At 46.3% G+C, this 23,780-nt stretch carries 26 protein-coding genes; 11 read left to right on the forward strand and 15 right to left on the reverse strand.

Going from position 1 to position 23,780, the window contains the following annotated elements:
* Positions 1-3 precede the first annotated feature (3 nt).
* The 14 genes from FLA_RS12650 to FLA_RS12715 all read right to left on the reverse strand — a co-directional run bounded on the left by FLA_RS12650 (position 4) and on the right by FLA_RS12715 (position 11,301).
* Complete coding sequence (locus FLA_RS12650; RefSeq protein ID WP_076380868.1) at positions 4-354, reverse strand: GPW/gp25 family protein; 351 nt, start codon at positions 352-354, stop codon at positions 4-6.
* Positions 355-361: 7 nt separating this feature from the next.
* Positions 362-682 (reverse strand): hypothetical protein, encoded by a 321-nt coding sequence (locus tag FLA_RS12655; RefSeq protein ID WP_076380869.1) that lies wholly within the window; start codon positions 680-682, stop codon positions 362-364.
* A gap of 31 nt (positions 683-713) precedes the next feature.
* Positions 714-1,238 (reverse strand): phage baseplate assembly protein V, encoded by a 525-nt coding sequence (locus tag FLA_RS12660; RefSeq protein WP_076380871.1) that lies wholly within the window; start codon positions 1,236-1,238, stop codon positions 714-716.
* A gap of 13 nt (positions 1,239-1,251) precedes the next feature.
* Positions 1,252-2,394: a hypothetical protein gene (locus tag FLA_RS12665; RefSeq protein ID WP_197705890.1), complete on the reverse strand. Its 1,143-nt coding sequence runs from the start codon at positions 2,392-2,394 to the stop codon at positions 1,252-1,254.
* Complete coding sequence (locus FLA_RS12670; protein ID WP_084206383.1) at positions 2,381-2,731, reverse strand: LysM peptidoglycan-binding domain-containing protein; 351 nt, start codon at positions 2,729-2,731, stop codon at positions 2,381-2,383. Before FLA_RS12670 ends, FLA_RS12665 begins: the two co-directional genes overlap by 14 nt.
* A complete protein-coding gene (locus tag FLA_RS12675) occupies positions 2,728-3,381 on the reverse strand; it encodes a hypothetical protein (RefSeq protein ID WP_076380874.1) in 654 nt (217 codons plus the stop codon). Before FLA_RS12675 ends, FLA_RS12670 begins: the two co-directional genes overlap by 4 nt.
* A gap of 15 nt (positions 3,382-3,396) precedes the next feature.
* Entirely contained in the window at positions 3,397-3,663 is a 267-nt protein-coding gene (locus FLA_RS12680) for a hypothetical protein (RefSeq protein ID WP_076380876.1), read from the reverse strand.
* Between the two features lie 8 nt (positions 3,664-3,671).
* Positions 3,672-5,648 (reverse strand): ATP-binding protein, encoded by a 1,977-nt coding sequence (locus FLA_RS12685; RefSeq protein WP_096510976.1) that lies wholly within the window; start codon positions 5,646-5,648, stop codon positions 3,672-3,674.
* Complete coding sequence (locus FLA_RS12690; RefSeq protein WP_076380877.1) at positions 5,645-6,976, reverse strand: DUF4255 domain-containing protein; 1,332 nt, start codon at positions 6,974-6,976, stop codon at positions 5,645-5,647. The genes FLA_RS12685 and FLA_RS12690 overlap by 4 nt, the downstream gene beginning before the upstream one ends.
* A gap of 112 nt (positions 6,977-7,088) precedes the next feature.
* Complete coding sequence (locus FLA_RS12695) at positions 7,089-7,847, reverse strand: hypothetical protein (protein WP_096510978.1); 759 nt, start codon at positions 7,845-7,847, stop codon at positions 7,089-7,091.
* Positions 7,844-8,578, reverse strand: coding sequence for a T4 family baseplate hub assembly chaperone (locus tag FLA_RS12700; protein ID WP_076380881.1), 735 nt, complete (start codon positions 8,576-8,578; stop codon positions 7,844-7,846). Before FLA_RS12700 ends, FLA_RS12695 begins: the two co-directional genes overlap by 4 nt.
* Before the next feature lie 12 nt (positions 8,579-8,590).
* Complete coding sequence (locus FLA_RS12705) at positions 8,591-9,112, reverse strand: phage tail protein (protein ID WP_076380883.1); 522 nt, start codon at positions 9,110-9,112, stop codon at positions 8,591-8,593.
* Between the two features lie 6 nt (positions 9,113-9,118).
* Complete coding sequence (locus FLA_RS12710) at positions 9,119-10,702, reverse strand: phage tail sheath C-terminal domain-containing protein (protein ID WP_076380885.1); 1,584 nt, start codon at positions 10,700-10,702, stop codon at positions 9,119-9,121.
* A 68-nt stretch (positions 10,703-10,770) separates the two neighbouring features.
* Entirely contained in the window at positions 10,771-11,301 is a 531-nt protein-coding gene (locus FLA_RS12715) for a UpxY family transcription antiterminator (protein WP_076380886.1), read from the reverse strand.
* 789 nt (positions 11,302-12,090) lie between these two features.
* Between FLA_RS12715 and FLA_RS12720 the strand changes: the two genes are divergently transcribed.
* From FLA_RS12720 to FLA_RS12755, 8 genes are all read left to right on the forward strand, one after another.
* Complete coding sequence (locus FLA_RS12720; RefSeq protein WP_076380890.1) at positions 12,091-12,738, forward strand: DJ-1/PfpI family protein; 648 nt, start codon at positions 12,091-12,093, stop codon at positions 12,736-12,738.
* Between the two features lie 45 nt (positions 12,739-12,783).
* Positions 12,784-13,209: a hypothetical protein gene (locus FLA_RS12725; RefSeq protein WP_076380892.1), complete on the forward strand. Its 426-nt coding sequence runs from the start codon at positions 12,784-12,786 to the stop codon at positions 13,207-13,209.
* A 28-nt stretch (positions 13,210-13,237) separates the two neighbouring features.
* Positions 13,238-13,699: a hypothetical protein gene (locus tag FLA_RS12730; protein WP_076380893.1), complete on the forward strand. Its 462-nt coding sequence runs from the start codon at positions 13,238-13,240 to the stop codon at positions 13,697-13,699.
* Positions 13,700-13,710: 11 nt separating this feature from the next.
* On the forward strand, positions 13,711-15,411 hold the full coding sequence (locus FLA_RS12735; RefSeq protein ID WP_076380895.1) for a tyrosinase family protein: 1,701 nt from the start codon (positions 13,711-13,713) through the stop codon (positions 15,409-15,411).
* Between the two features lie 14 nt (positions 15,412-15,425).
* The gene (locus tag FLA_RS12740) at positions 15,426-17,180 is read left to right on the forward strand and encodes a hypothetical protein (protein WP_076380897.1); all 1,755 of its coding nucleotides are present in this window, start codon (positions 15,426-15,428) and stop codon (positions 17,178-17,180) included.
* A gap of 481 nt (positions 17,181-17,661) precedes the next feature.
* Entirely contained in the window at positions 17,662-19,392 is a 1,731-nt protein-coding gene (locus tag FLA_RS12745) for a family 43 glycosylhydrolase (protein ID WP_076380899.1), read from the forward strand.
* Positions 19,393-19,517: 125 nt separating this feature from the next.
* The gene (locus FLA_RS12750) at positions 19,518-20,642 is read left to right on the forward strand and encodes a hypothetical protein (protein ID WP_076380901.1); all 1,125 of its coding nucleotides are present in this window, start codon (positions 19,518-19,520) and stop codon (positions 20,640-20,642) included.
* Positions 20,643-20,761: 119 nt separating this feature from the next.
* Positions 20,762-21,556, forward strand: coding sequence for a hypothetical protein (locus tag FLA_RS12755; protein ID WP_076380903.1), 795 nt, complete (start codon positions 20,762-20,764; stop codon positions 21,554-21,556).
* Positions 21,557-21,570: 14 nt separating this feature from the next.
* On the opposite strand, the gene FLA_RS12760 is transcribed toward FLA_RS12755, so the two are convergent.
* Positions 21,571-21,981 (reverse strand): DoxX family protein, encoded by a 411-nt coding sequence (locus FLA_RS12760; RefSeq protein WP_076380905.1) that lies wholly within the window; start codon positions 21,979-21,981, stop codon positions 21,571-21,573.
* A 127-nt stretch (positions 21,982-22,108) separates the two neighbouring features.
* Here FLA_RS12760 and FLA_RS12765 point away from each other — a divergent pair, with 127 nt between their 5' ends.
* From FLA_RS12765 to FLA_RS12775, 3 genes are all read left to right on the forward strand, one after another.
* Complete coding sequence (locus tag FLA_RS12765) at positions 22,109-22,429, forward strand: hypothetical protein (protein ID WP_076380907.1); 321 nt, start codon at positions 22,109-22,111, stop codon at positions 22,427-22,429.
* An 83-nt stretch (positions 22,430-22,512) separates the two neighbouring features.
* Positions 22,513-23,097 (forward strand): hypothetical protein, encoded by a 585-nt coding sequence (locus FLA_RS31160; protein ID WP_144264105.1) that lies wholly within the window; start codon positions 22,513-22,515, stop codon positions 23,095-23,097.
* Positions 23,016-23,780, forward strand: coding sequence for an SOS response-associated peptidase (locus tag FLA_RS12775; RefSeq protein ID WP_076380909.1), 765 nt, complete (start codon positions 23,016-23,018; stop codon positions 23,778-23,780). Before FLA_RS31160 ends, FLA_RS12775 begins: the two co-directional genes overlap by 82 nt.

Here is a 23,780-nt window from a genome sequence, read left to right on the forward strand (position 1 = left end):
TTGTTAGCGTAGAAATTGAGCAACCTGTTTTTCCTGTGTGCGGCGTATGGTATACACTACGGTTACCTGCAGCGTGGCATCGTCGCTGATCACTTTTACTTCATTCACCTGTATAATATCTCCCAGCCATTCCTGTAAAGCGCCCTGCACCAGAAACTGGGTGGTGGCAGCCAGTTCATTGCCATTGCCCTGAAATACCAGCTGCATCAGGCCACTGCCAAAATCCGGCCGGTTCACTCTTTCACCGGGTGCAGTAAACAACACCTGCTCTATCAGGTCGCGTATGTGCCGGTCGTTACTGGCTTCTGCTGTTTTACCGTGGTTGTCAAAGCCAAAAGGATAAGCAATATTCATACAGGTATTATATAGCCGTTACCCTTGTTTGGGTAGCTGCAATGAGTAAAGGAGTGCCATTGGGTACACAAACGGACTGGCTATCGAGCAGCAGCACGGGAACCCCATTGGCCAGTACCCGTGTGGCCCCGGTAACCCATTGGGCCGTTACGCAGGGACTGGGCGCAGTGCCTATCATAAACGGACAGCCTGCTATTACATAAGGCGATGGCATACCCACTACCGGCATGCCGCTTACCAGCACCCGTGGAATAGGTGTGGTAGGTTGTGCGGTACCAGCGTGTGCGCACATCACTGTTGCACCCACATGAACTATAAAACCTGGCATAAAGGAATAGATTAGGATCAGTAGAAGGGAATCAGATAACGGTAAGCGCCCCGGCGTTAATGGTGGTGCTGGGGCCTACCATTACAATACTGGCCCCCTTGCCATTTTGAATATAAATGCCGGTATCGTTTACTATGATAGAAGCCCCGGTAGTGCTTTTAAGCATAATGCCACCGGTAGGCCCTGGTAAATCACTTATCATTAAAGTGTTTTGCGCTTGTGTTTGCATCACTATATTGGGGGAAACAGGTAAACCGGCCAATGCCAGTGCAGGCACTTCGGCAGCAGTGCCAAAGAAGCCGCCGCACCAGATAGGATAATCAGGGTCGCCCCCTTCAAATTCCACCCATACGCCTGCTCCTATAATAGGCACGGTATATACACCCATTTGCATACCGGCCATAGGAAAGCAGGGCAAGGCCCAACTGCTCATGCCCAAACCCAGCACATCGGGCACCTGCACCATTAACCGGCCTTTCATTAAGGGGTCAACATTATTCAATACCATGCCACGGTGTTTTCCGTAATACTTTTTCTTATTGGTTTCATTACTCATAGCATACCATTTATCAGGAAGGCACTAGCGGCACTGTAGATAGTAAACCATTGCGCGTTAAAGTAAAATCCTGCTTATATTTTCCTTTTTCTATTTTATGTGTCACCTTCTTTACAAAGTATAAACCATCAAATGCTTCCCCTGCTCCTCTTACGCCTACCAGTCCCCGGGCCTTTAGTATACGTCCATACCTTACTACATCCAGTGAGCCGGTACCTGTTACAGCATCTGATGTACGGGATGCTTCTGCCAGTCCCAGCGCTACGGCCTGTATGGGGTTCAGGTGCGCAGTATTGTGCATTACCGGAAAGTTCACCGGTATTGGCGGTATAATGCCTAAAGGTGGATTTAACGGGCTGATATCGGGTATAGGAATGGGAATGGGTGCACGCGTTTCTTCGTTTTGTATAAACACAATAGGTATGGCCTTGTGCGAGCCATCGAAACTAAAGTTGAGCGTTTCTACATTGGTGTGCGCATCCATGTTAATGTTCAGGGCCGGTTGCGGAATGCCTACTTTTATTTCAGGGCCCCAATAGGCAATGTTCATGCCTGGTGCAGGCCCCGGTTCTATATAAAACACATACCCTACCTCGCGGGCCAGTTCGTTAATGTAATCCAGGTCTTTACCCTGGTGCACCGGAATACGCGATACCGGTATAGGCACATCCATAAACAGGCTGGGTATTACCAATGGCACGATGCCCAGAACGGCATATTTAGCCAGTATCAATGCGACCCTTGCTTCGGCGGGCATACAGGGATAAGGTATACCCGTAAAATCGAAGTAGCTCATTACGCTGGTTAAATCCGATCCGGTAACCACAAACGTGCTTAAGCCGGTTTGTACATTGGGCGATAACTGGTGATTCACTACCATGCCATCGGCCAGCACGTGTGGTACTCCGTTTACCGTGGCTACTACCACGGTGCGTATAAACGGCCCTACCTGGCCCAGCAGCATCAGCAAAGTGCTTAAAGGGCCTTTGGCGCTAAAGGTGAACGTAAGCTGAAAGCCCCCGGGTTCGCCGGCTGCTGCCGTTACTTCTACCTTGGTCAAGGCATCCACTACCGGTTTAGGTACCGGAACAGGTACCACTGGCCCCATTAGCAGCGTAAGATGTATGTTTCCTTTCAGCATATCAGAATCCTGCACTGCCGGCAGGTTGTGTAATATTTATTTTGTTACCCGCTACCGCCATCTCTTCGGGTTTCATCACATTGTTGGCATCGGCCAGCTGCCAGAACTGGGTAGCATCCCCTATAAACGAAGCGGCGATATTATCCAGGCGGTCGCCCTCCTTCACGGTATATTCTTGCAGTACGGTATATTTTTCCGGTGCCTGTATAAAGCGGCGGCGCAGGTATATGATGTTCCTGCCGTTTTCATCTTCTATAGTGGAGTTGCCCACATTGTAATAGCGACTGGTTACCGGCAGGCTGTTCACCGGCCGGTTAGCGCCTTGTAATAAAGCTTGTAACTGATCCATCATGGTATTGCGTTTATGCCAAGTTGTTGTAAACTGCCCGAAGCAAACATGCCAGCCAGCTTTTCTTTATTCTGCTGGTAGCACATAAACAGGCTACCTCCTTTATGATCAAAACCCAGGTCGTCTACACTTAACACGCGCATGCCTATGCTTACTTTGGCGCGCAAGGGATTAAGGTTTACATCAAAGGCTTCTTCAGTAACACTATAATCGGTAAAACGAACAGGGATAATGCGATGCTTGTTCCAGATAAACAAGGTTAAAGGGCTTTCCATGGGGAATATTTCCAGGGTGCCCAGGTTGGATAACATGTTATTGGTAAGCATAGCAGCGCTGGATGGGTAAATGATCATTTCCAGGGCAGCCAGCTGAGGTTGTATGCCTACGCTGGCCACGGTGTTGCCTGCCGATTCCATATAATCCGCTGCATCAATTTCCGCTTCCAGTTTAATGGTTTCTACCGGAGGGCCTAATAAACGCAATGCCTGTGAACGGTCTTGCCCTTCTCCGGTAATGGTTTGTGGCTGCAGCGACCGGGTAAGGCTATCGGGGTTGTACTGTAACGTAATGATGCGCTCCACTTTTGCAGTGCTGGCATTAATTTGTACAAGCCCTCCTTTTACCAGGTGTGGCGATCCGGGAAATGATGACATACTATTGATGGATGTTTAAGGAGTAGAGGAATTAAAACCGGCATATACCGATTGTGCAATCTGCCGCCCTGCTTTGCGTGGCGGCATGCCTGGGGTAAGCGTTGTTGCTGCTGCCTGCCATGCCGGCACACTGCCGCCATTATAAAAAGCGGGTGGTATGCCCTGCACACGAAACAAACGGGTAAGCTCTTTTTGCACGGCAACACCGATACGTTTTTTATCTGCAGGGTGAAAGCCGTGCAACACCAGTTCTTCAATATGCACACTAACAGGATTATCCATAGGAAAAATTATATATTGGTAAATGCTTTTTCCAGTTTCGCATATTCACTGCGGGCGGCCTGCATAATATGTTTCATGTTTACTGCACACCCCTCGCCTGCTGCAACAAATGCGGCGTTTAATGCAATATTCCGGATGTTACCCCCGGCAATATTGAGCTTAGCCAGCCTTTCGGTATCTATGTCCTGCAACGGTGTTTCTTCCGGAAACACCCTGCGCCAGATAGCAGCGCGTTGCACAAAATCGGGAAAAGGGAATTGTATAATAAAACGGATGCGGCGTATCCAGGCCTTATCCATGCTGGTTTTTAAATTGGTAGTTAATATAGCCAGGCCACGGTAAGCTTCCATACGTTGCAGCAGGTAGCTTACTTCCATATTGGCATACCTGTCGTGGCTGTCTTTTACATCACTTCTTTTGCCAAATAAGGCATCGGCTTCGTCAAACAACAATATCGCTCCGCCTTCTTCTGCTGCATCAAAAATGCGTTTCAGATTCTTTTCGGTTTCTCCAATGTATTTGTTCACTACCTGGCTTAAATCAATGCGGTATAAATCCAGTTTCAGGGTATTGGCCAGCACTTCTGCTGCCATGGTTTTGCCGGTGCCGCTTTCGCCTGCAAACAGGCCACATATGCCCAGCCCCCGCGAACTTTTAGCGCCAAAGCCCCATTCGTTATATACTTTGTTGCGTTGATGCACCTGCAAGGTCATTTCCCATAACATCTCTTTTTGCGATGGTGGCAGCACCAGGTCGTCCCAGCTGGCTTTAGCGGTAATGCGTTGTGCCAGTTCATCTACCTGCGGGCGCGTGTGTACACAACAATTTTTCCAGAGCAACCCGGCCATGGCATCGGCTTCTATATAGCCGGTGGTGTCGGTTTCCAGGTGTTGTGTGGTGGTAGCTCCGGCCGCGCGTATAGTAGCAGCCGATAAATCAAATTGCGCGGTAATCGCATGTAATTGACCATTCAGCCTTATTCCTCCTTCGCCCAGTTGTTGCAGCCAGAGGTGGTATTGTTCATTCGCAGTAGGTTTTTCTATTTCAAATGACACCATCTGTCGTTTAATACGTGGTGCTGTGTGCGAACAACCTACTATTACAAACCCGGGCAAACTGTCTAAAAAATGATGCATGATCTGCATCTTATGTTTATCGTTGGTGTCCAGTCCTGTGTAATCTACATACAATGCATATTGACAAATAGCGGCTTCGCGGTTCCAGATGCGCACCAGATCCTGCATTTCTTTTAACGTACCGGGTATGGCATGTACGGATATACTGTATAATGCAAAGCCCAGGCTGGCAGCTACATAGGCACACAACTGCTCTTTATCTGTTTCATTATCTCCTTTTACCAGTAACAAGGGTAAGGCATTGCCTGCAGTTGTTCCGGTGCAAATATGTAACATCTGATCTGCAATATGTTGATGGGAAGCCACCAACGGAGCCTTACAGGTTAATGGTGATACCAGGCCCAGCAAACGGGCGTCCAGCAGTTTTACACCGGTGAGATAATGCAATATATGTTCATCCAGCCTGAGGGCGCTTTTGGTAATCAGTTGCTCGTTACCTACTTCTATCAAACGCCAGTAACGTAAAGCGCTGTCGGGCGATAAACCGCTCCAGTGTGCATGGGGCAAAGCCGCCAGTGCAGTGCCAAAGGTGGGCAGGTAATAACCAGGTGTACCCTGCACGTTGGCTATGATGCCTGCAAATTGACTGTCCAGCTCCACGCCTGCACATAGCAGGATCACTTCCCTTTCAAAATGGCTCAGCATCAGTGATTCGGTCAATACATCTATAGGCGCCGGTGCTGTTAACTTTGCCCGCGCATGCGCTACAGTTTCCTGTGCTTGCAGCAAGCCTTGTTTATTGGAATCGGTGCCGTTTTGAAACACCTGTATCTGCTCCCGTATGCATTGTACGTTAGCCATCAGGTATTGCTGATTGGCTTCTATCCAGCTTGTTTGTTCCTGTATCATGCCAGCACCAGTTGTGGAGTGTTGTATTTACCATTGCCATCTGTGCCCAGTACACTTTGCACACCATCTATCTGAATGCGCACCAGGTAAGCACCTGCCGCAACATTATGGATAGGTATCACTATATCAGTAAAAGGGCCTGGAGCAGGCGGCGAAGCCTGTGCCCACGAAAAACTATAGGCATGTAAGGTAACGCCCGGAGCACCGCTGTCTACTTCATTGAGCAACAGCAGTACCTTTTGTGTAGTGCCTACACCCGGATTTATTTTTAGTGTAATGTCTGCGCTACGTGGCTGTGTGCCACTTCCCTGCGCATTGTTCACTTGTATATTGGTTAACTGTGGATGCAGCACAAATGCTTCGGCTGTGGAAATGGCCCCTGCATGTAACACGGGTGGATTGCCCATGTTCACCGGGTGGCTCACCTGTACGCCATGCACACCGGCACTGATATCAGCAGGCAGGGTAAAGGCCAATGTTCCGGCACTTAACCATTGTGGCGTTGCTGCTATCTCTTTACCATCTATATGTAGTTTTACCACTTGCGCTGCCAGCTGTGTACCTTCCAGCACCAACCGGTAACCCGGTAGTATGGGTTGCGAATCGCTGACAGGTGCTCCTGCAGTAACCTGCGATTTAATCACCTTGATAACCGGTTGATTAAAGGGCATTACATACAATCCTCTTTCTTTTACCGGCAATCCTACCTTGGTAGATTTTTCACTTTCTATCAGCACCACGGTGACCTTATAGGCTGCGGTGGGCCTGTATTTATTTTGAAAAGCTGTCCAGAATTTAGATAACTCTTCGGCACTTAGTTGTTCCGGCGTGATTTTTAACAACTCTACCTGTTCGTCCAGCTTCGAGGATGCCAGCGAACGTAGCGATAATGGCAGGTTGGAAAAAGAATTATCTCCGGATACAGGCTGTAATGATTTGCGGATAGCTTCCCTGCTTAATATGGGGTGGTCGTGCAGTAACTGCATGCCATAGCCTAATAATATTTCGGGATGCAGGTCTGTTGCTCCATATGCGGTAAGCAGGTAATGCAGATCCAGCGCTAACGGGGGATTATTGATGCGTTCGCCGGCTGCATTATGCGAGGGCAGGTTATGATTACGCCAGCCACTGTTTACCGATACCTGGTACATAAACAAGTTCAGCTGACTTTGTTCGCCGGCAACAGAAGTGTCTACCCTGTCCGGGGCGGTGGTGGTAACCGTAACGGTAGTACCCAGCGAGCCGGTTACATCGTTATTGATCAATCCGTCGTTCAACAGGTCTTTCAACACCTGTGTTACAGCAGCTATAGCAAGAGCGTTACTCATTTCTTTTGTTTCAGGTATTCATCCAGCGACATCACCGTTTTTTGTGCGGAGGTGGCTTTTACAGGCGCAGCAGGGTTGTTAGCCCTTACTTCTATCCTGCCTATGGTTATTTTTATTTCGGGGGCGCAGGCGGTGTTGCAGCACCGGCCTGCTTTTGTTGTGGTAGTGCTTGCAGCGGTAATGCTGCTGGCTGCTGATGCAGTACATAGGGAACGCCATTATGCGTGGTATTGCTTACCACCTCATCCGGCGCAAATATATTTTCGGTAAAAGGATGATAAGGGTTATGGCTCACCTGTTCGGTGGGCATTGATGCCAAAGGAGTTGGAAACAAGCTGTTCAGCTGCTGTTGTGCAGTAACAGGCTGTGTTCCGGCTGCTGCCTGTTCGCCATTTGCCGGGTGGTGCAACCCTGTTGGCTGTATGTGTGTGGTGGGTTGTACATAGCCAGGCGCTGTGCTGGCCAATGGTTGTGCAGCAGGCATGGTTTGTATCAGCCCCTCGTTTATCAGGCCTGCATTGTTATGCACCGCCGCAACCTTACCGGCTTTAGCGGCCAGGGATTGCGGCGGCACCAACGATGATTCCTGCGCCATAGCTGCAGTATCGGGCATGCGCATAGCGTTTGCTGCTTGTATGCCGTTAGCATGCGTCCATGATGCTGATGGTTCTGTGCCTTGGGAAGGGGACGGATATAAACCGGTATCTGTGAAATATGTTTGTGTTGCAGGATGGGCGCTTGTTCCCTCTTCCGTATGCTCGTGTGGTGGAGGGGAATAGGATGGTGTTTCAAAACGGCCTAATACCCGGGGAATAACCTGGTTAGCGGGCCGTGTATGACGTGTAATAATATTGCTGATAAATGTGTTCATGTTAATGCCATTTCCAGGTATAGCCGCCTGCGTTGGGCGCTCATGTTCATAATATCCTGCTCGCTCCAGCTAAAGACTTTTGCCAGGGTACCTATTTCCTGCAGCATACGCAGGCTCCACTGGTGAATTTCTGTCCATAAAAAACTGGCAATGTCAAATACGGCATTCCATTGTGTTGCACATGCCGGACAATTCAGCTGCATGGTAATATCCGCCTGCGGGTCGGCTTCGCTCATGCGTTGCATGATATGCTCTGCCACTTCGCCAGGTAAATGCTGTATCGCGCAAGGCTGGCCTTGGTACAGTGCTTCCTGAATACAGGCCTGTAACACTTTTAGCGTAGCTTCTCCCGGTTCGGTAATGTGCTGCACCTGCCATATGTCTTGTGTTTGCGGCAGGCGAAAGCGAATAGAATAGCCCTCTTTTTCGGCGGCATATTCCAGTGGTTCCCACACCATGTTTTGTACCTGCAGGGTATGCACGGGCTGCTCCCACTCTACCTGTTGACGGCAATGCGGACAATGGGCCATGTTCAGCAACCTGTTGCCAAACATCCATTGCCGCAGTTGCAGCAGGCAGGCGTCGCGTGTGCCTATGCTTAACCGGGCAGCCTGTTGTATGTTTTGCATACCACAGGCCACGCATAGCAAATGCAAACTACGCTCGGTAAGCGATTGGTGCAGGCCGTTTTCCCACACCTGTAATAGCTCTGTAGTGGTAAGAGGGCGCATGTGCGCTAATTATCAGGGTTCTACAAAAGAAGGTTCGCCGGGTTCTGCAATGGAGTAGTCACGCTCCCAGCCTTCGTTCTCCAGCTTAATATGCTGCAGGGCCACTGCGTTGGCATTGGCATCTAAATCGGGCAGGGCCTGAAATTCGCTTACCCAGCAACGGTATACTTTATACAGTATCACCAGCTGGCCTGCTTCGTTGTATAATTCTATGGTAATATCTTTTCTAAAGTCTTTTAACGACACTTCTGCACCCAAACCAGAGCCGAAGTTCCACACCTTGTTAGCCCATCTTTCAAATTCAATATCATGGGTAACGCCACGTTCCAGTGTAATAGCATCAAACTCGGTACGGCCCGGAGATTTGCGGCTACTGCTGGGGTCGCCACCTTCGCGGTGTTTTACTACCTCGGTGGTTTTCTTTAAGCCGCCTACTTTGCTCACTCCCGCTACATAGCGGCCATCCCATTTTACACGGAATTTGAAATTTTTATAAGGATCGAAGCGTTGCGCGTTTACAGTAAACTGTGCCATATAAAATTAGTTTTCAGTTTGACCAGCCAATTGTTGTATTTGAATCACCACAAACTCAGCGGGTTTTAACGGGGCAAATGCCACCAGTATATTTACCACGCCGCGATTAATATCATCCTGTGTAGTGGTTTCTTTATCGCATTTCACCAGGTAAGCTTCTTTAGGTGTTTTACCCTGGAAAGCGCCCTGCCGGAACAGGTTTTGCATAAAGGCGCCAATGTTTAAGCGTATCTGTGCCCATAACGATTCGTCATTGGGTTCAAACACCACCCATTGGGTACCACGGTATAAACTTTCTTCCAGGAATAAGGCCGTGCGGCGTACAGCAATGTATTTGTATTCATCTGCCAGCTGGTCGGCCCCGCGTAACGTGCGTGCGCCCCAAACTACCCTGCCTGTAACCGGAAAAGCACGCAGGCAGTTTATGCCCAACTGGTTGAGGGTACCGTTTTCCAGGTCGTTTAAATTGGCTTGCAAACCTTGTATGCCATTCAATGCTACGTCAATACCAGCGGGCGATTTCCACACACCACGGTTGGTATCGGTTTGTGATATTAAGCCCGCAATAATACCGGAAGGCACAAATGTGTCAATCTGATTTTCTCTTAATGGATCGGGCTTTCTTACACGGGGATAATAAATAGCGGCATTACGCGCTATGGTGCCCGATAAGTTTAAAGCAGGTAAACCACTCACTGCCTGTGATACGGCTGTAACAGCATTGGCTGCCCATTCTGCCGGTGGATCTACCAGCAAAAAGGCTCTTTTCAGAGCACACAGTTGCAAGGCTGCCTGATATACGCTGGCGGCAGTGTTGCCTGCACGGGTGGGTGGTGGTATGGATAACAGGTTGAATAAATCTGTTTTTAACAGCGCATATAAGCCTGTTTTATTGGCTTCACTGCCGCTGTAGGTAGCAGTGTCTGGTGTGCTGCCGTCCGATCCGTCAATGCCCTGTATGGGAAACGGTGTTACTGCCGGGCGGGTAACAGCAGGCAATACCCAGTTGCCATTGGCATCTTTTTCCACTGTAATGCGGGTAGAGCTTAGTTCCAGCACGCGGGGCAGAAAACGGGTGTCATTGGCCGATAGCGATACGTTGCGGTATTCTTCTACTTTAACGCCATTGGCATATAATACCAGGTTAAAATTCGTAAGCTCACTGCCTGCCGGTGAATGTGGCGGCGCAGTTGGATCGGCCGTGTTATGATCAATGGTCACCGTTAATGTATTGCCCCAGGCGCCATCACTGCTGGCAAACAGGTTTAAGAAATCGCCCATAGGGCTATACGTACCCGGCACCGCAATTTTAGCGGGCTTGGTTCCTAAGGCCACCCGAACAATAATAGCCTGGCTGCCACCATTCAGGTAAAAATCCTGTACGGCGTAACTTAACGTACTGTCAATCCATAAGCCGCCAAACCGGCGTTCATAATCGCCGTAGTTGTTAATTAACACAGGTTCGTTAACAGGCCCGCTGAGTGCACGGCCTATAAAGGCGGTAACGGAAGTAGCTACCCCGGTAATGGTTCTTACACCACTGGATAACTCTTCTATGTATACGCCCGGGTAAGATAATTGTGCAGGCATGAGATTACATTTTTTGAGATGTTCGTTGCCGAATAAATGGTTTTATGATAGTATGTGAGAATGCGGTATTAATAAGCCATTTGTAGTGTTGCCTGTTCTTCCATCAGAATGTCGGAAGATAAATTCAACAGAATGCTGCGTTGCAGTAGGGCCACCCGTACAACAATCTTTTGTTTGCCTTTGTATTCTACTACTTCACAGGTAAAGCCGGTAAAAGGCCCGTCTTTAATGCACAGTGTTTTTCCAGGCCGTAAGTAGTCGTCGCACACCTCCAGGTCGCTGCCTTTGCCTACTACCAGTTGAATACTGTTAATCACAGAGTCGCTTACCTTCGCTATCTCCTTGCCTACTTTTACATAGCTAAGTACGCCTTCCACCCCCAGACTTTTAAAATAATGTTGCTGGTGTTTCAGATGCACAAACACATACGAAGGAAACAAGGGCGCATCAATGATCTTCTTTCTATCGCACCAGTGATGCAGCTTTTTAACACAGGGTAAATAAGCATCCAGTGATAAGTCCTGTAACTGGGTGGCTACTTTTTTCTCGTGGCGCGATTTGGTGTATATCACACGCCAGCCTTGCTGAAAGTTGTCCATAAGTTCTGAAAATAAGGGGTATGAAAAGATGATGGTTAGTGTTCTGCTTTTCTGGTGTTTACAATAATATGGTAGGTGGGGCTGTTTTGCAAAGCGATGAACATAGCTATCGCTAGTGCAAGACCCAACTTGCCTGTACCAAAGAAAAAAAGTGTATTGAACCGGCATCAGGGCCGTGGGATTGGGTATGGCTATTACATCGTCGAAGCCTTTATAAAAGGTTTCAGTAGTCTTTCGATAAATTCCTGTCAGTCGTTGCTTTATGTTTTTCAATTACTTTTTCCGGGGAAGAAAAAGCGATGAGCTTTGGGTGTTTCAACTACATACTGTAATTGGTTATTGAATACAAGATAACAATTAATTTGGAAAAACAATATAAATTTTAGTAAACGTACTCATGTGGCGAGCAAACGCATATAAGAATTTATTTCCATTCTTATTTCTATAAGTCTTCTGCACGCAGTTGCCATTATCCTTGCTCCACACCATTGATTAAACATTGAAAACGCAATGAGAATGCCGGTTTTCCGGTATTGGACAGTTATATAGAAGGACTATTTTTACAACACCTTAAACAGTATGTATGCCTGCTACAAAAACACACTTATTGCCTATGCCCAATGGCACATTTAGCCTTGCCATAACAGGACGCTTACATCTTTTAGCACACTAACTTATTAACAAATAATCATACTACTACAGGTGTTTTTCCTGTAGTACACCATCCTTTCATTTACTAACAAGGGTGCATGGCCTTGCTATGGCTTTCACCTGCATAAAAAAACAATAATGAGCAGCTCCCCCCTGAATGTTGCCGTTCTTATTTACGACGGCGTAGAACTTGTTGATATGAATGGGCCGGTAGATGTATTTTACCACGCCAGCCTGTTTACCAACAACCGTTACAACATTTTTACCATTGCCGAAACCCCCGATGCTGTTGGCAGTGAAGGCGGCATTGTAACCATTGTGCCTAAGTATGCTTTTACCAGCGAGCATCCCACGCCGGACATTGTGATTATACCCGGTCAGCTGAATGCCAACGGAGTGCCTATAGTAGCATCCGATGCAGTAGTGAACTGGATAAAAACCGTGGCGGGCAACAATGCTACCATCCTTGCTGTATGTGTGGGCATTTATCACGTAGCTAAATCAGGCTTATTAAATGGGAAAAAGGCCACTACCCATTACATGGCCATTAACCAGTTTCATATAGATTATCCGGAAATTCAGATTATCAAGAATGTGCGCTATGTAGAAGATGGCCAGTTTGTAACAACTGCCGGTATCAGTTCGGGCATAGATGGCGCGTTATACCTGATTGAAAAGAATGATGGAGCAGATATGGCGCAACAAGTAGCTGATCTGATGATATATAACCGTGCTGCACCATTACCACCTTATACTATTTTACCTCCCTATTATCCTGCTGGCTAATAACCTGTAAAGAACCTTTTTTCATATCTACCTTAATTACTCATTATGTCAAACACTTATGTAACAGCGGCTTCGGGTACATGGACGTACCGCAGCCTGCTGAATAACCCCGACTTGTCTGCAGATTTTGACTCGTTAGAATTTGGTCGTGCTAACCTGGTTATTGAAACTGCATCTGACGGCACATTAACCGGTAAAATTTATGATACTGGCTGGGAACTTACGTTAAAAGGCGGTTACCAGCCAGGCGCTCCCGGCACCTTGTGGTTTCAGGGCAGTGGTATAGTAAGTGGCGCACCCTGGATATATGACTACCTGTGTTATGTAGTGCCTGCTATCCCTAATGGTGTTGACCAGGTTCCGGCCCTGACAGGTAGTGTTACGCGCGCTATCCCCCACCCTAACGGCGATGGTGGCACCAGCCCTGCGGGTGTAGTAGCCTCCTTTTATGCAGTGCTGCAATCGAGATAACTATTTCATAACATGAATACATTTTGCTATGAATCAGCTGACAGAAAATACACATTGTTGCTGTAGCAAGCCTGCTACAACGGCACCGCCGCAGGCATTGCTTACTACCACTAAAAAAACAGGTAAAAGTATTCCGGCCATTTTGTTAAGCATATTCATTGCTTTTTTTCCTAAATGTCCGCTTTGCTGGGCAGTATATATGAGTATGTTCAGCAGCATTGGCCTGGCGCGACTGCCTTATATGAAATGGCTGTTGCCTGTTATGATGCTGTTTCTGGCGGTGCATTTGTTTTTAATATACCGTAAAGCCAGGCAACAGGGCTACCTGCCTTTTTATGTAAGCCTGGCCGGATCGGCTATATTATTCCTGGGCCGTACCTGGTTTCCTGCTACACAATGGCTGCTGCTGGCAGGTATAGTATGTATTATCGGCGGCTCACTGCTACACAACTTTTCACGCAATAACGTAACACTCACAAGCAATCAATAAAACAACCAACAATGAAACAATCTGGAAATACAGGCGTTCGCCGTTCCATACTTGAAATTCAACGCGAATATGAACTGGGTACCAGCAACGAACTGGAAAAAGTAGTTACTGCCTGGGCGTATATAAAAGCTTTACCCGCTACCGACCTTAACTCCTTCTTTTGCATTGGCGGCTATCATGGCGAGCCCTTTGCTGGTGAAGGCGCCACTAACCCGGAATGGTGGGGTGGCTACTGCAACCACGCTAACGTATTATTCCCTACCTGGCACCGCGTTTACCTGTATCGCCTGGAGCAGGCTTTGCAAAGCACACCCGGCTGTGAAGATGTCATGTTGCCTTACTGGGATGAAACGGACAACTACTCTATTAAATATGGTATACCTCATGCCTTAACAGAAGAGTTCTTTACTTTTCGAGATGCCGTTCCTGAATGCCTGTTAGCGCAAGATATATGGCATGATGGCAACACGATCAAAAATCCCCTGGCTTCTTTCACCTTTACCGCAGGTTTTACGGATACGGTAACCGGTGATGGCAGTGTATATTCCAAGCCTGAAGGATATAGCACTGTTCGCTATCCTTTATCGGGACTGGTTGGTACAGAAGATTTTCAAAAAACTACCAATAAGCATAATGCTATGTTTCCCGATTACAATACTAACACGGCTATCTTAAATGCCAACGTATTGCAGTGGATTAACAACCCGGTGTATTATGTACCGGAAGCAGCGTTTGGAAAAGATAAATTACAAACCCGCCCTGCCGGTGTGGCCAAAGCTTTTGCTGATTGCCTGGATGCGCCTAATTATAATGCCTTTTCTAACACGCAGTCTGCTGCTTATTACAGTAAAATACCCGGTCAAAAACACGTGGTGGCATTGGAATCGCCGCATAACGACATTCACTTATCTGTAGGCGGCTTTAACCTGCCACCTGCTGTGAATAATGGTGGCCCCGCAGCTGACTTTTCACAAATACCTGGCGCCAATGGCGATATGGGCGAGAATGATACAGCCGGTCTGGATCCTATTTTCTTTTTCCACCATTGTAATATAGACCGTATGTTCTGGCTGTGGCAACTAAAGCATGGCTATACCAACTCACTGGAAATTATTAATGACCCCAACGATCCGGGAACAAACAACAGTTTTAATAATGGTAATGGTCAGGGGCCTACCAATGGTCAGTCGCTCAATGAAACGCTTACCATGCAAACCACATTAAATCCCTTTACCAAACCGGATGGCAGTTTCTTTATCTCTGATGATTGTGTAAATATTGAAACCCAGTTAAACTATACCTATAGCGAAGGTTCACTGTCGGCTGGCATTCAATCGCATACTTTATTAAAAGCCACTCAGCCAATAGCATTAAAAAGTAACCAGAAGCTACATATTTCCGGCATCACGCGTAGTGGCATCAGTGGCTCTTTTGTGGTAGCTATCTATTCGCAGAAAGGAGAAGATAGAATACTGGAAGGGTATCACTCTGTACTTAGCCGTTGGAAGGTGGCAGGCTGTGCCAACTGTCAGCTGCACCTTAACGTATTGGGTAGCATTAGCCTGCAACATTATAGCAAAGAAGAAGTACAGGAAAGAGCTTTCACCGCTGAAATTGTAGGCCGCGAACAGCAAAATAAACTTCGTTTTGGACAGTTTAAAGCTTTAAGCGCCACAGAACATAAACCATATATTTTAGAGATCACTGAATAACCCTCATTACAAGTATGAAAAAACAATTGAAGATAGCTGCTGGTGTTACCCTGTTGCTGGCAGGTGTGTGGGCTTGCGGCAGCAATGAAAACCACTCGCAGGCACTTACTGCCTCTTATAAACCTTCTTCTACTCCCCTGCCATCGGATGTATTTGCTTATTGCACGGTATCGCCAAACGAGTTTGATGGCTGGTTTGAAAGTGGTAAGGCCAGCGTAGGCGGTAAGGTAAAGCACGCCAATAGCGTTACATTTCCTTCCAGCAACAACTGTGATTTTTATAAATGGTCGGAACAAATGTTTCTGTGGCTTACCTCACCAGCAGGCAACGGTAAGCTGGTAATGGAAACTCCGCTCTTTTATGATGTGTCTTCCGAAGAAAACAAAGAGCGACACTTTATACCGCACGTTCCGGGCCAGCCGCTGCAATTAAGCAGCGGGGTAAATAAAACAGGCCCAAATGGCTTGCCTGTGATGCGTTCTACCAGCGGACAGTTGTTTGAAATAGAAGATTTTCAGCAGCAACCCAATGGTAAAAAACTGGTAACCGCTGCCAATGGAGCGGCTGCGCAAGTAGCGCAGGTAAGAGAAGCGCCGAACGGGAAGTTTGAGTTTTTAGATGCGGGTGGTAAAGTAATTCAACATCCGAAAGCCATTATTCATGCAGGTTTTAACAAGCAGCAGATAGTAACCAGGTTTACTGCAGGTAATAAAACCATTTACCTGGATGCTGCCGGTAACCTGGTAGATTCAGAAAGCGGGCAGGCCACCGGTGATGCTTTGTTATCGCGCAATGGGGCACTGGTATATTATCTTACTATTGTAAATGATGTATATGCCAACTATCTCACTTTTGCCAAACAGGGATTGATTAACAACAGCCGTTTTCCTACTACTGCCGCCACCCTGGATTCCATCTGTAAACTGGCTCGTAAGTCTGGAGTTACCTTACCTGACTCAAACGCTCTGGCAATGGAGTTTAAATCATCATGGGTAGAAACCAGTACGCTGGACGACAGCACGGGTTATATCAGAATGATAGCCAGGGTAACTAAATATGATACTTCCAACCCGGCCAGATGGCTGCCCAAAGGTACTAAAACCGTATCTGTGGCCCTGGTGGGAGTTCACGTAGTAGGTAGCGTAGCCGGACATCCTGAACTGGTATGGGCAACCTTTGAACATCAGAGTAATGCGCCCAACATCGCTTACCAATACCAGAACAGTAAAAAGCAACTGGTTACAGCACCTGCCGATACCGGCACTGGCTGGTTGTTCAGCACTAATGCACTGGACACCAAAGCAAACGTGTCGCAGGCAAAAAGTAAAAATGATACTATCACTGCTGCTTCCACTACCATTAAGGCCAGCAACACGCAACAATGGTGTCCATGGGGTACCACACCTGGTGTTGGTAACCTGTCTAACCAGGAAGATACCTTTACCTATGTATCCAATACTAAAATATTATCCATTAACAACTCTATTCGCAGTTTACTGGGTAAGGACGTAAGGAAAAACTACCTGTTTATAGGTGCCACCTGGACATTTGGTGGTACCGCGCCCAACGGTAATGTATATAGCCAGCAGCACCAGGAGCCTGGTGTTTCTATCGGAACCAACACATTGGCCAACAGTACCATGGAAACCTATTTTCAGTCAAATACCAGGAGCTGTTTTACCTGTCACAAAACAAGAAACGCACCTCCATCCCTCAACCCTGTGGGCATCAGTCACATATTCGGTGAATTGAAGCCTTTAAAATACTAAGCTTTCCCGACGCAGGAAGCTAATACATAAAGGGCTGATCATATAAAAAGGGTTGTTTCTTTTTTAGCGAAAAGAAACAACCCTTTTTTGTTTATTATCTTTTTAGCATAAAGCCTACGTGGTGGTATTTATACGACTGCTGTTCCATTGCATTAGTGTACTCTTTGACCATTTTAGCATAGAAAAATGCCACTTTTACGGAATGAGACAAAACATCGCAATTTTGAGTCATTTTGCCCTATAGTTGCTTATAGAATAATTTATTTTTAGAATGGTTTATTATGCCATGTAACGATTTTGCCAAAAACACTAAACTTAGCCATATGAGATTGCTTTACATTCATTTCTACCCGGGAATACGGTTCTTTTCCTGACTTCTCTCTTATCATATCAGTTTTTATGCATTTCCTGCATGCGCAAAGGCATGCACTATAGTCAGCGTTTACCCACTACCAATATTCATTTTTAAAAAGTAACGATTATGAAAAAAGAAATGCTACCCTGCATTAGCGGGCTGCTACGCTCATGCTGTATAGCAGCGGTATTCTTTTTACTTGCCGCCCTTAGTCATCCTGCCAAGGCATTGCAGGGGGCTACCGGCATTCACGACCCTTCTACCATTATTAAAAGAAACGGGGTGTATCATGTCTGGGGCACCGGCAACCAGATTTATCACCTAACTTCTACCGATTTAATCAACTGGACTGTTGCCGGAACCGTATTTGCTTCCGGAACCTGGCCCAGCTGGATTAATACGTATGTTTCTGGCTTTGCCGGCTTTTTCTGGGCGCCTGAATGTGTGTACATGAATGGTAAATATTACATGTATTACTCGTGCAGTACCGGTGGCCGTCCCTGCGCTATCGGTGTAGCTACCAGCACCGACCTTAGCACCTGGACAGATCAGGGTGTGGTGGTATATTCTACTACTACCAGTACCTACGGTTCCATTGATCCTGCAGTGTTTTCTGATGCCAGCGGCAACTACTGGCTGGCCTTTGGTTCGCACCTTACCGGTATATGGATGGCGCAATTAAACACTTCCACCGGCAAAAGACTCAACACTACGTTAACCAACGTAGCTGGTAGCAGCAGCAGCGAACACGAAGCTGCCTATGTTATCCGCAATGGCAGCTACTATTACCTGTTTTATAACAGGGGCGTATGTTGCAACGGCACCAGCAGCACTTATTATGTACAAATGGGACGGGCCTCCAGTCCTACTGGCCCATACACCGATCAGAACGGGGTAAGCTTGCTAAGTGGCGGTGGTACCACGGTAATGAGCAGTACCGGTAACTATATAGGCCCCGGTCACGTGGGATATTACCAGGAAAACGGTTTCAACTTCGTTACACACCATTATTATAATGGTGCAGCCAGCGGCACACCTACTTTAGGTATCGCCAATATGGGGTGGAATAATAACTGGCCGTTTATCACTTATGATTGGATAGCCGCGGGAAGGTATACGGTAACCAATGTCAACAGCGGCCTGGTATGGGATGCCTGGGGTTGCACGGGTGCGTCGTTACAGGCTATAGCCCAGGGCACCAGCTCGGGACTTACCTGCCAGAAGTGGGACTTTGCTACGCTGGGTAATGGCGTATATAAAATAACCTGTGCATTGGGGGGCCTGGCGGCAGATGTTCTTAACTGCTCTTCGGCCAACGGCGCTGCATTGGATCTGTATTCCTATTGGGGCGGCAGCTGTCAGCAATTCCGCCTGCAAAGAACAGGCAGCGGTAGCCTGGTGTTTGAATCGGTCAACGGCAACCGGGTTGTTGAAGTTCCTAATGCGTCCACTACAGCCGGTACACAATTAGCATTGTACGATTATAATGGTTGTAATTGCCAGAAATGGAATGTTACTTACCTGGGGGCATCGGCACGTGTAGCTAATAATACAGAGCCTGCTACCGGCACGGCTGTTTCTACAGACAGCCTTCCGGGTGCCGATATGCCTGCCAATATCAATATTTACCCTAACCCCGTTACCCGTGGTCAGGGCTTTACCATTACGCTTTCGCAGGTAGCTGCTAACCAAACTGCTACTATCACAGTTACCAATGCATCGGGCCAGGTAGCAGAAAGGCAAACGGTAAAAGGACAAACCACCGCTGTAGCCGGTAAACAGCTTGTACCTGGTTTTTATATTATACAGGTAAGCTATGGACGAAAAACGGTCAGCAAAAAAGTAGTGGTGCAATAGCACCTGTTACACATCTGTTGGGTAAACGTAAAAGCCGTCTCGTGATAATACGGAGCGGTTTTTTGATAAAAAAATGTATATTATATAACATCCCCTATCTTTATCGCCACTCTTAAACCTAAACCATGTCACAACCTGAAACACACGAGCAACCTGATGTAAGAAAAAGGCCTTACACCTTATCCATCCCCGCATTTTTACAGGAAGAACTGGATAAAACAGATTGGGAAGAATTGGATACCGACACCGGTGATGGTGGCGAATTACCCATATTTATCAATGGACTACTGGCAGAAGAAGACCCGGAATTGGGCGATCACTGCTTCGATGTACTGGATGAAGAAATAGGCCAGGCTGTGTATAAAGCCACTTATAAAGTGGGGGAAATACTGGCGACCTTGTTACCCAGATATACCCCGGAAAGTGAGGTGCATACACGCGTGGTGAAATTTTTATTTCTCATCATGTCGCGTCTTACAATTCGTAAAGGCAAGGATGCCTATGAGAACCTGACCACAAAATTACAGGCATCCATTCCTGCTTTTTACCAACGCGCTGCCCATCCCGATGACAAATTTGCATTAGAGGGCATTTACCTGTTGTTGCATGCCGGCCGTACAGCGCCCGAAACAGTGGTGTTTTTATGGAAAATATACAACAACACTGCTCTTTCTACATTCAAAAGAAGTTATGCGCTGTTTACACTGGCAATACTGTATGTAGAAACCGACCAGAGCACTACCTTAATTACCGAGTTTTCAGCTATATGGGAATCCACAGAAGAAAAACTGCTTCGCCTGATATTAGCGGCACATCTGGTGATGGCTGCCGAGGGAGAATCAAAAACGCCATGGATTATGGAACTCATTGAGGTATTTATACACCCCGCCCCATTAAAACAGGATTTTTTTAAGTTAAATCCTTATACCTACTCTTATCATATCGAAGAATATATTTTGGGGGTATTGAGATACATTGATGCCGACAAGCAGGAACACAAGATTGCACCAGTTTTAGCGATGTTGCCTGAAGCCAATATATTAACACTGACAACACTTTTTGATGCCCTCTTTTCTATATTATTCTGGCAGCGGGCATCGCTGGAAAACATAACGCCGACACGTAAACAAGCCCTGCTTTTATCAGCTGACATAGTGGACAAAAATCCCGGTGTTGTAAACCATGCTGAGATATTCCGTAAATATCAATTACCGTATGATGCAACACAACTAAGGCAACTAGCCGGTTAATCCTATACATTTTACCCGTAACTATCCGGCATATAACAAAGGCGGCTATTCTTCAGGAGTAGAAGCAGCCGTCTTTATTATGAAAAAGTAAAACACATATTTACTTACATTTATATCTTATGACTAAACCTTTTTTCCTTCTGGCCCTGGTACTATTGGCCGCCTGTGACACTCAGGTAAAAAACACTCCTGCACAAAACACTGTTTCCCAAGATAGTTTGCCAGTTACATCCACTTCACCGTCAGTGATAGCCCCCGCTTTAGACTCCCTGGAAGAAAAGCAGGATACCAACATTATCTACCTTGGATATTTTGAGGCTACAGACTCCACTTCTATACAAGAGCCTGAACCCATTACTGCTAAACAATTTGATAAATATTTTCAGTATTATACCCCGAACATAGATACCAGTGGTGTTCAAATAACCCGAACTCCACATGGCTTAAAATTGAATACCACCAGCCGTGTAGTAACTTTTGTGAATGATGATACCAACTATGAAAATTACGCCTATTATAAAGGGTATATTCCTTCTCTAAAAACATATGTTGTAGATGACGTGTCTGCTGCTAATGAAGTAAGCAGCCTGTTACTGATAGATAGCGCTTCGGGTTATACTTACAACCTGGAAAGCACTTTTGACAATTCCTGCGATGTTCCCCTGCCCTCCCCTGATCAGCGGCTGTTACTGATTTATGCCACCGACTTATACCTGAAGAGTGGGGCCTATATTTCTGTATGGAAAATAAATGATCACGGAAGGAATATGTATACCCATTTCAAAACCAGGAAACTAACTGATAATCTGATTGAAAACATTGCCTGGATTGATAACCATTCATTTGCGGTAAAACTAAAACCGTTGATTGATGACCAGGATACCACTACGCAGTATTTTAAAGTGGCTTTATAATTACCTGGTAGCTTTTATGAACGACTTTGCCGCCACCGCTGCCAGGCACCCGTACCCCATAAAGCGGCACCAATCAACACCAGTTGAAAAGGTAGCCGTAGCCAGCGGGCAAGGTCTGAATTTAATCCAAAAGCATCCCTGTGTTCGGTCAACTGGGCAATATTGCCCGGAAACACCAGCACAAAAAACAAAGCCACAATCCAGCCAACTATAGAACGTTGTTTTACCAGTACTATTAATGCGGTGCCTAACATAATTTCCACAATACCAGATAACACTACTACTAAATCTGTATTCACAGGAATCCAGGGTGGCACCTGGGCCTGAAATTCTTTACGGGCAAACGTAAGATGGCTAATGCCCGCAAAGGTGAGAAAAGTACCCAGTATAATGCGTACGGTGTTTTGTAGTGGAGTTGTTTTCATAAGTAACAGATTTAAGCATGTTTGCCAACATATAAACAGTAAAATTCATGCCGTACTCATTTCAGAAGCTTCTACTGTAAGTGAAGTACCGAAAAGCAACTGGTCTATCGATTCATCTACTGATGCTATGACTTCCAAAAGCGTAGTAAATGCTTCTGTCAAATCTGACAACCAACTTAATTTTGACTTTCCTTATCAGGGTGGCTCTGACGGTTACATTCAACTGAGAAAAAAGGATGGCTCAACTGACGCAATGGTTTCTATTTCAAAGGGACAATTTGTTATCAGTGTAACCAACTTTAATATTCGCGCCAGATTTGATTCTGCAGCTCCTGTTAAATATTCCTGTTCTATGGCTAACGATGGTAGCTCTGATGTCGTTTTTATCAATGATGCCAAGGGCTTCATTTCCAAAGTGAATCAAAAACACAATTGTGTGAATTCTTAACACCCCTTCCTGATGCAAATGCTAAATTAGTTAGTATATTTGAATTGCCGTTTTAAAATCCAATATCGTTAAACAAATGAGGTATGTATAACCCACTCACTAAATTTAAAACAGACATGTTGCCTGGATTTGCTAACATGAAGGTGCGCTACCTCGTGGCCCAGCAGTACTATCGCGGCAAGCTTCCTTCTACGGAACAGCTGCCGCTGCTGCTGACTGACTATCCAGATCTGGTTCAGGCTAGCACTCACTACCAGAATATTAAGGTTACAGACAAATGGGCGGCAATTATCGACCTGCAAAACCCAAAACATTTAGCAAAACTGGCAGAAATGTGTCAGCCTTACAGCGAATATGTGCTGTATGCAGCCTTTACAGATGACCCTAATAAGGTGAATTTGAAAAATGATAAACGCATAGCCAATGCAGCTAAAAGTTATATTGATAGTGAAACTAACTGGAAACCAACTGCTTCGGCAACAGTGAAAGCTCAATTGGAATTGCAGTTTGGAGAACTTTTTGTTACTTTCAGGCTGGGTGGCCAACAGGCACAGACAAGATTATCAGCACTTGAAACTACCAAACCATGTGTTACGACATCAGCTTTACCAGCAACATACGACACGTACAAGATTACTTTCCAGGCCTCCACGTTGATCCGCAGGTAAATATTGATTTTACTTCCGATCATGTGCAGGCACAGGCATACCAGCCTTTTCCTATCATTACAAACAATGGCGGACAGTTAACACTACAACCATTTGAATGGGGCGTTATTCCGGACTATTTTAAAACGCCGGAAGATGTAAAAAAGGGGCGATCTTTTATGTGTAATGCCCAGTCGGAGAAGATTATTGATGACACCCGTTCGTTCTGGCGGCGTATTCGTCAGCACCGTTGCCTGATACCGGTTACCGGCATATATGAACACCGCAATGTAACAGGCTTTAAAAACAAAATCCCCTATCATGTGCAATTGCGCCAGCGCTCTTTATTCTGTTTGCCAGGCTTATTCCACTACTCCCCTTTTGCCAATAAAGAAACCGGCGAACTCACGGGTACCTTCACTATTATAACCCGCGCCGCCAACAGGCTAATGCGCCAGATACATAACAATGGCCCTAATTCAGGCCGCATGCCACTGTTCCTTACCAAAGAACTGGAATTGCAATGGCTGCAGGAAGGTTTAAACGATATGCAAATTCAGGAAATATTACACTACGAAATGCCGGCAGAGGAAATGCAATATTATACGGTGCATACCATACGTACCACCAAGCCAAGGCCGGATGACAAAAGGAAAACAGAACCTTTTGAATGGTTGAATTTGCCGGAATTGGAAGTGGTGTAG

Source organism: Filimonas lacunae, from assembly GCF_002355595.1.
GTDB classification, from domain to species: Bacteria; Bacteroidota; Bacteroidia; order Chitinophagales; family Chitinophagaceae; genus Filimonas; species Filimonas lacunae.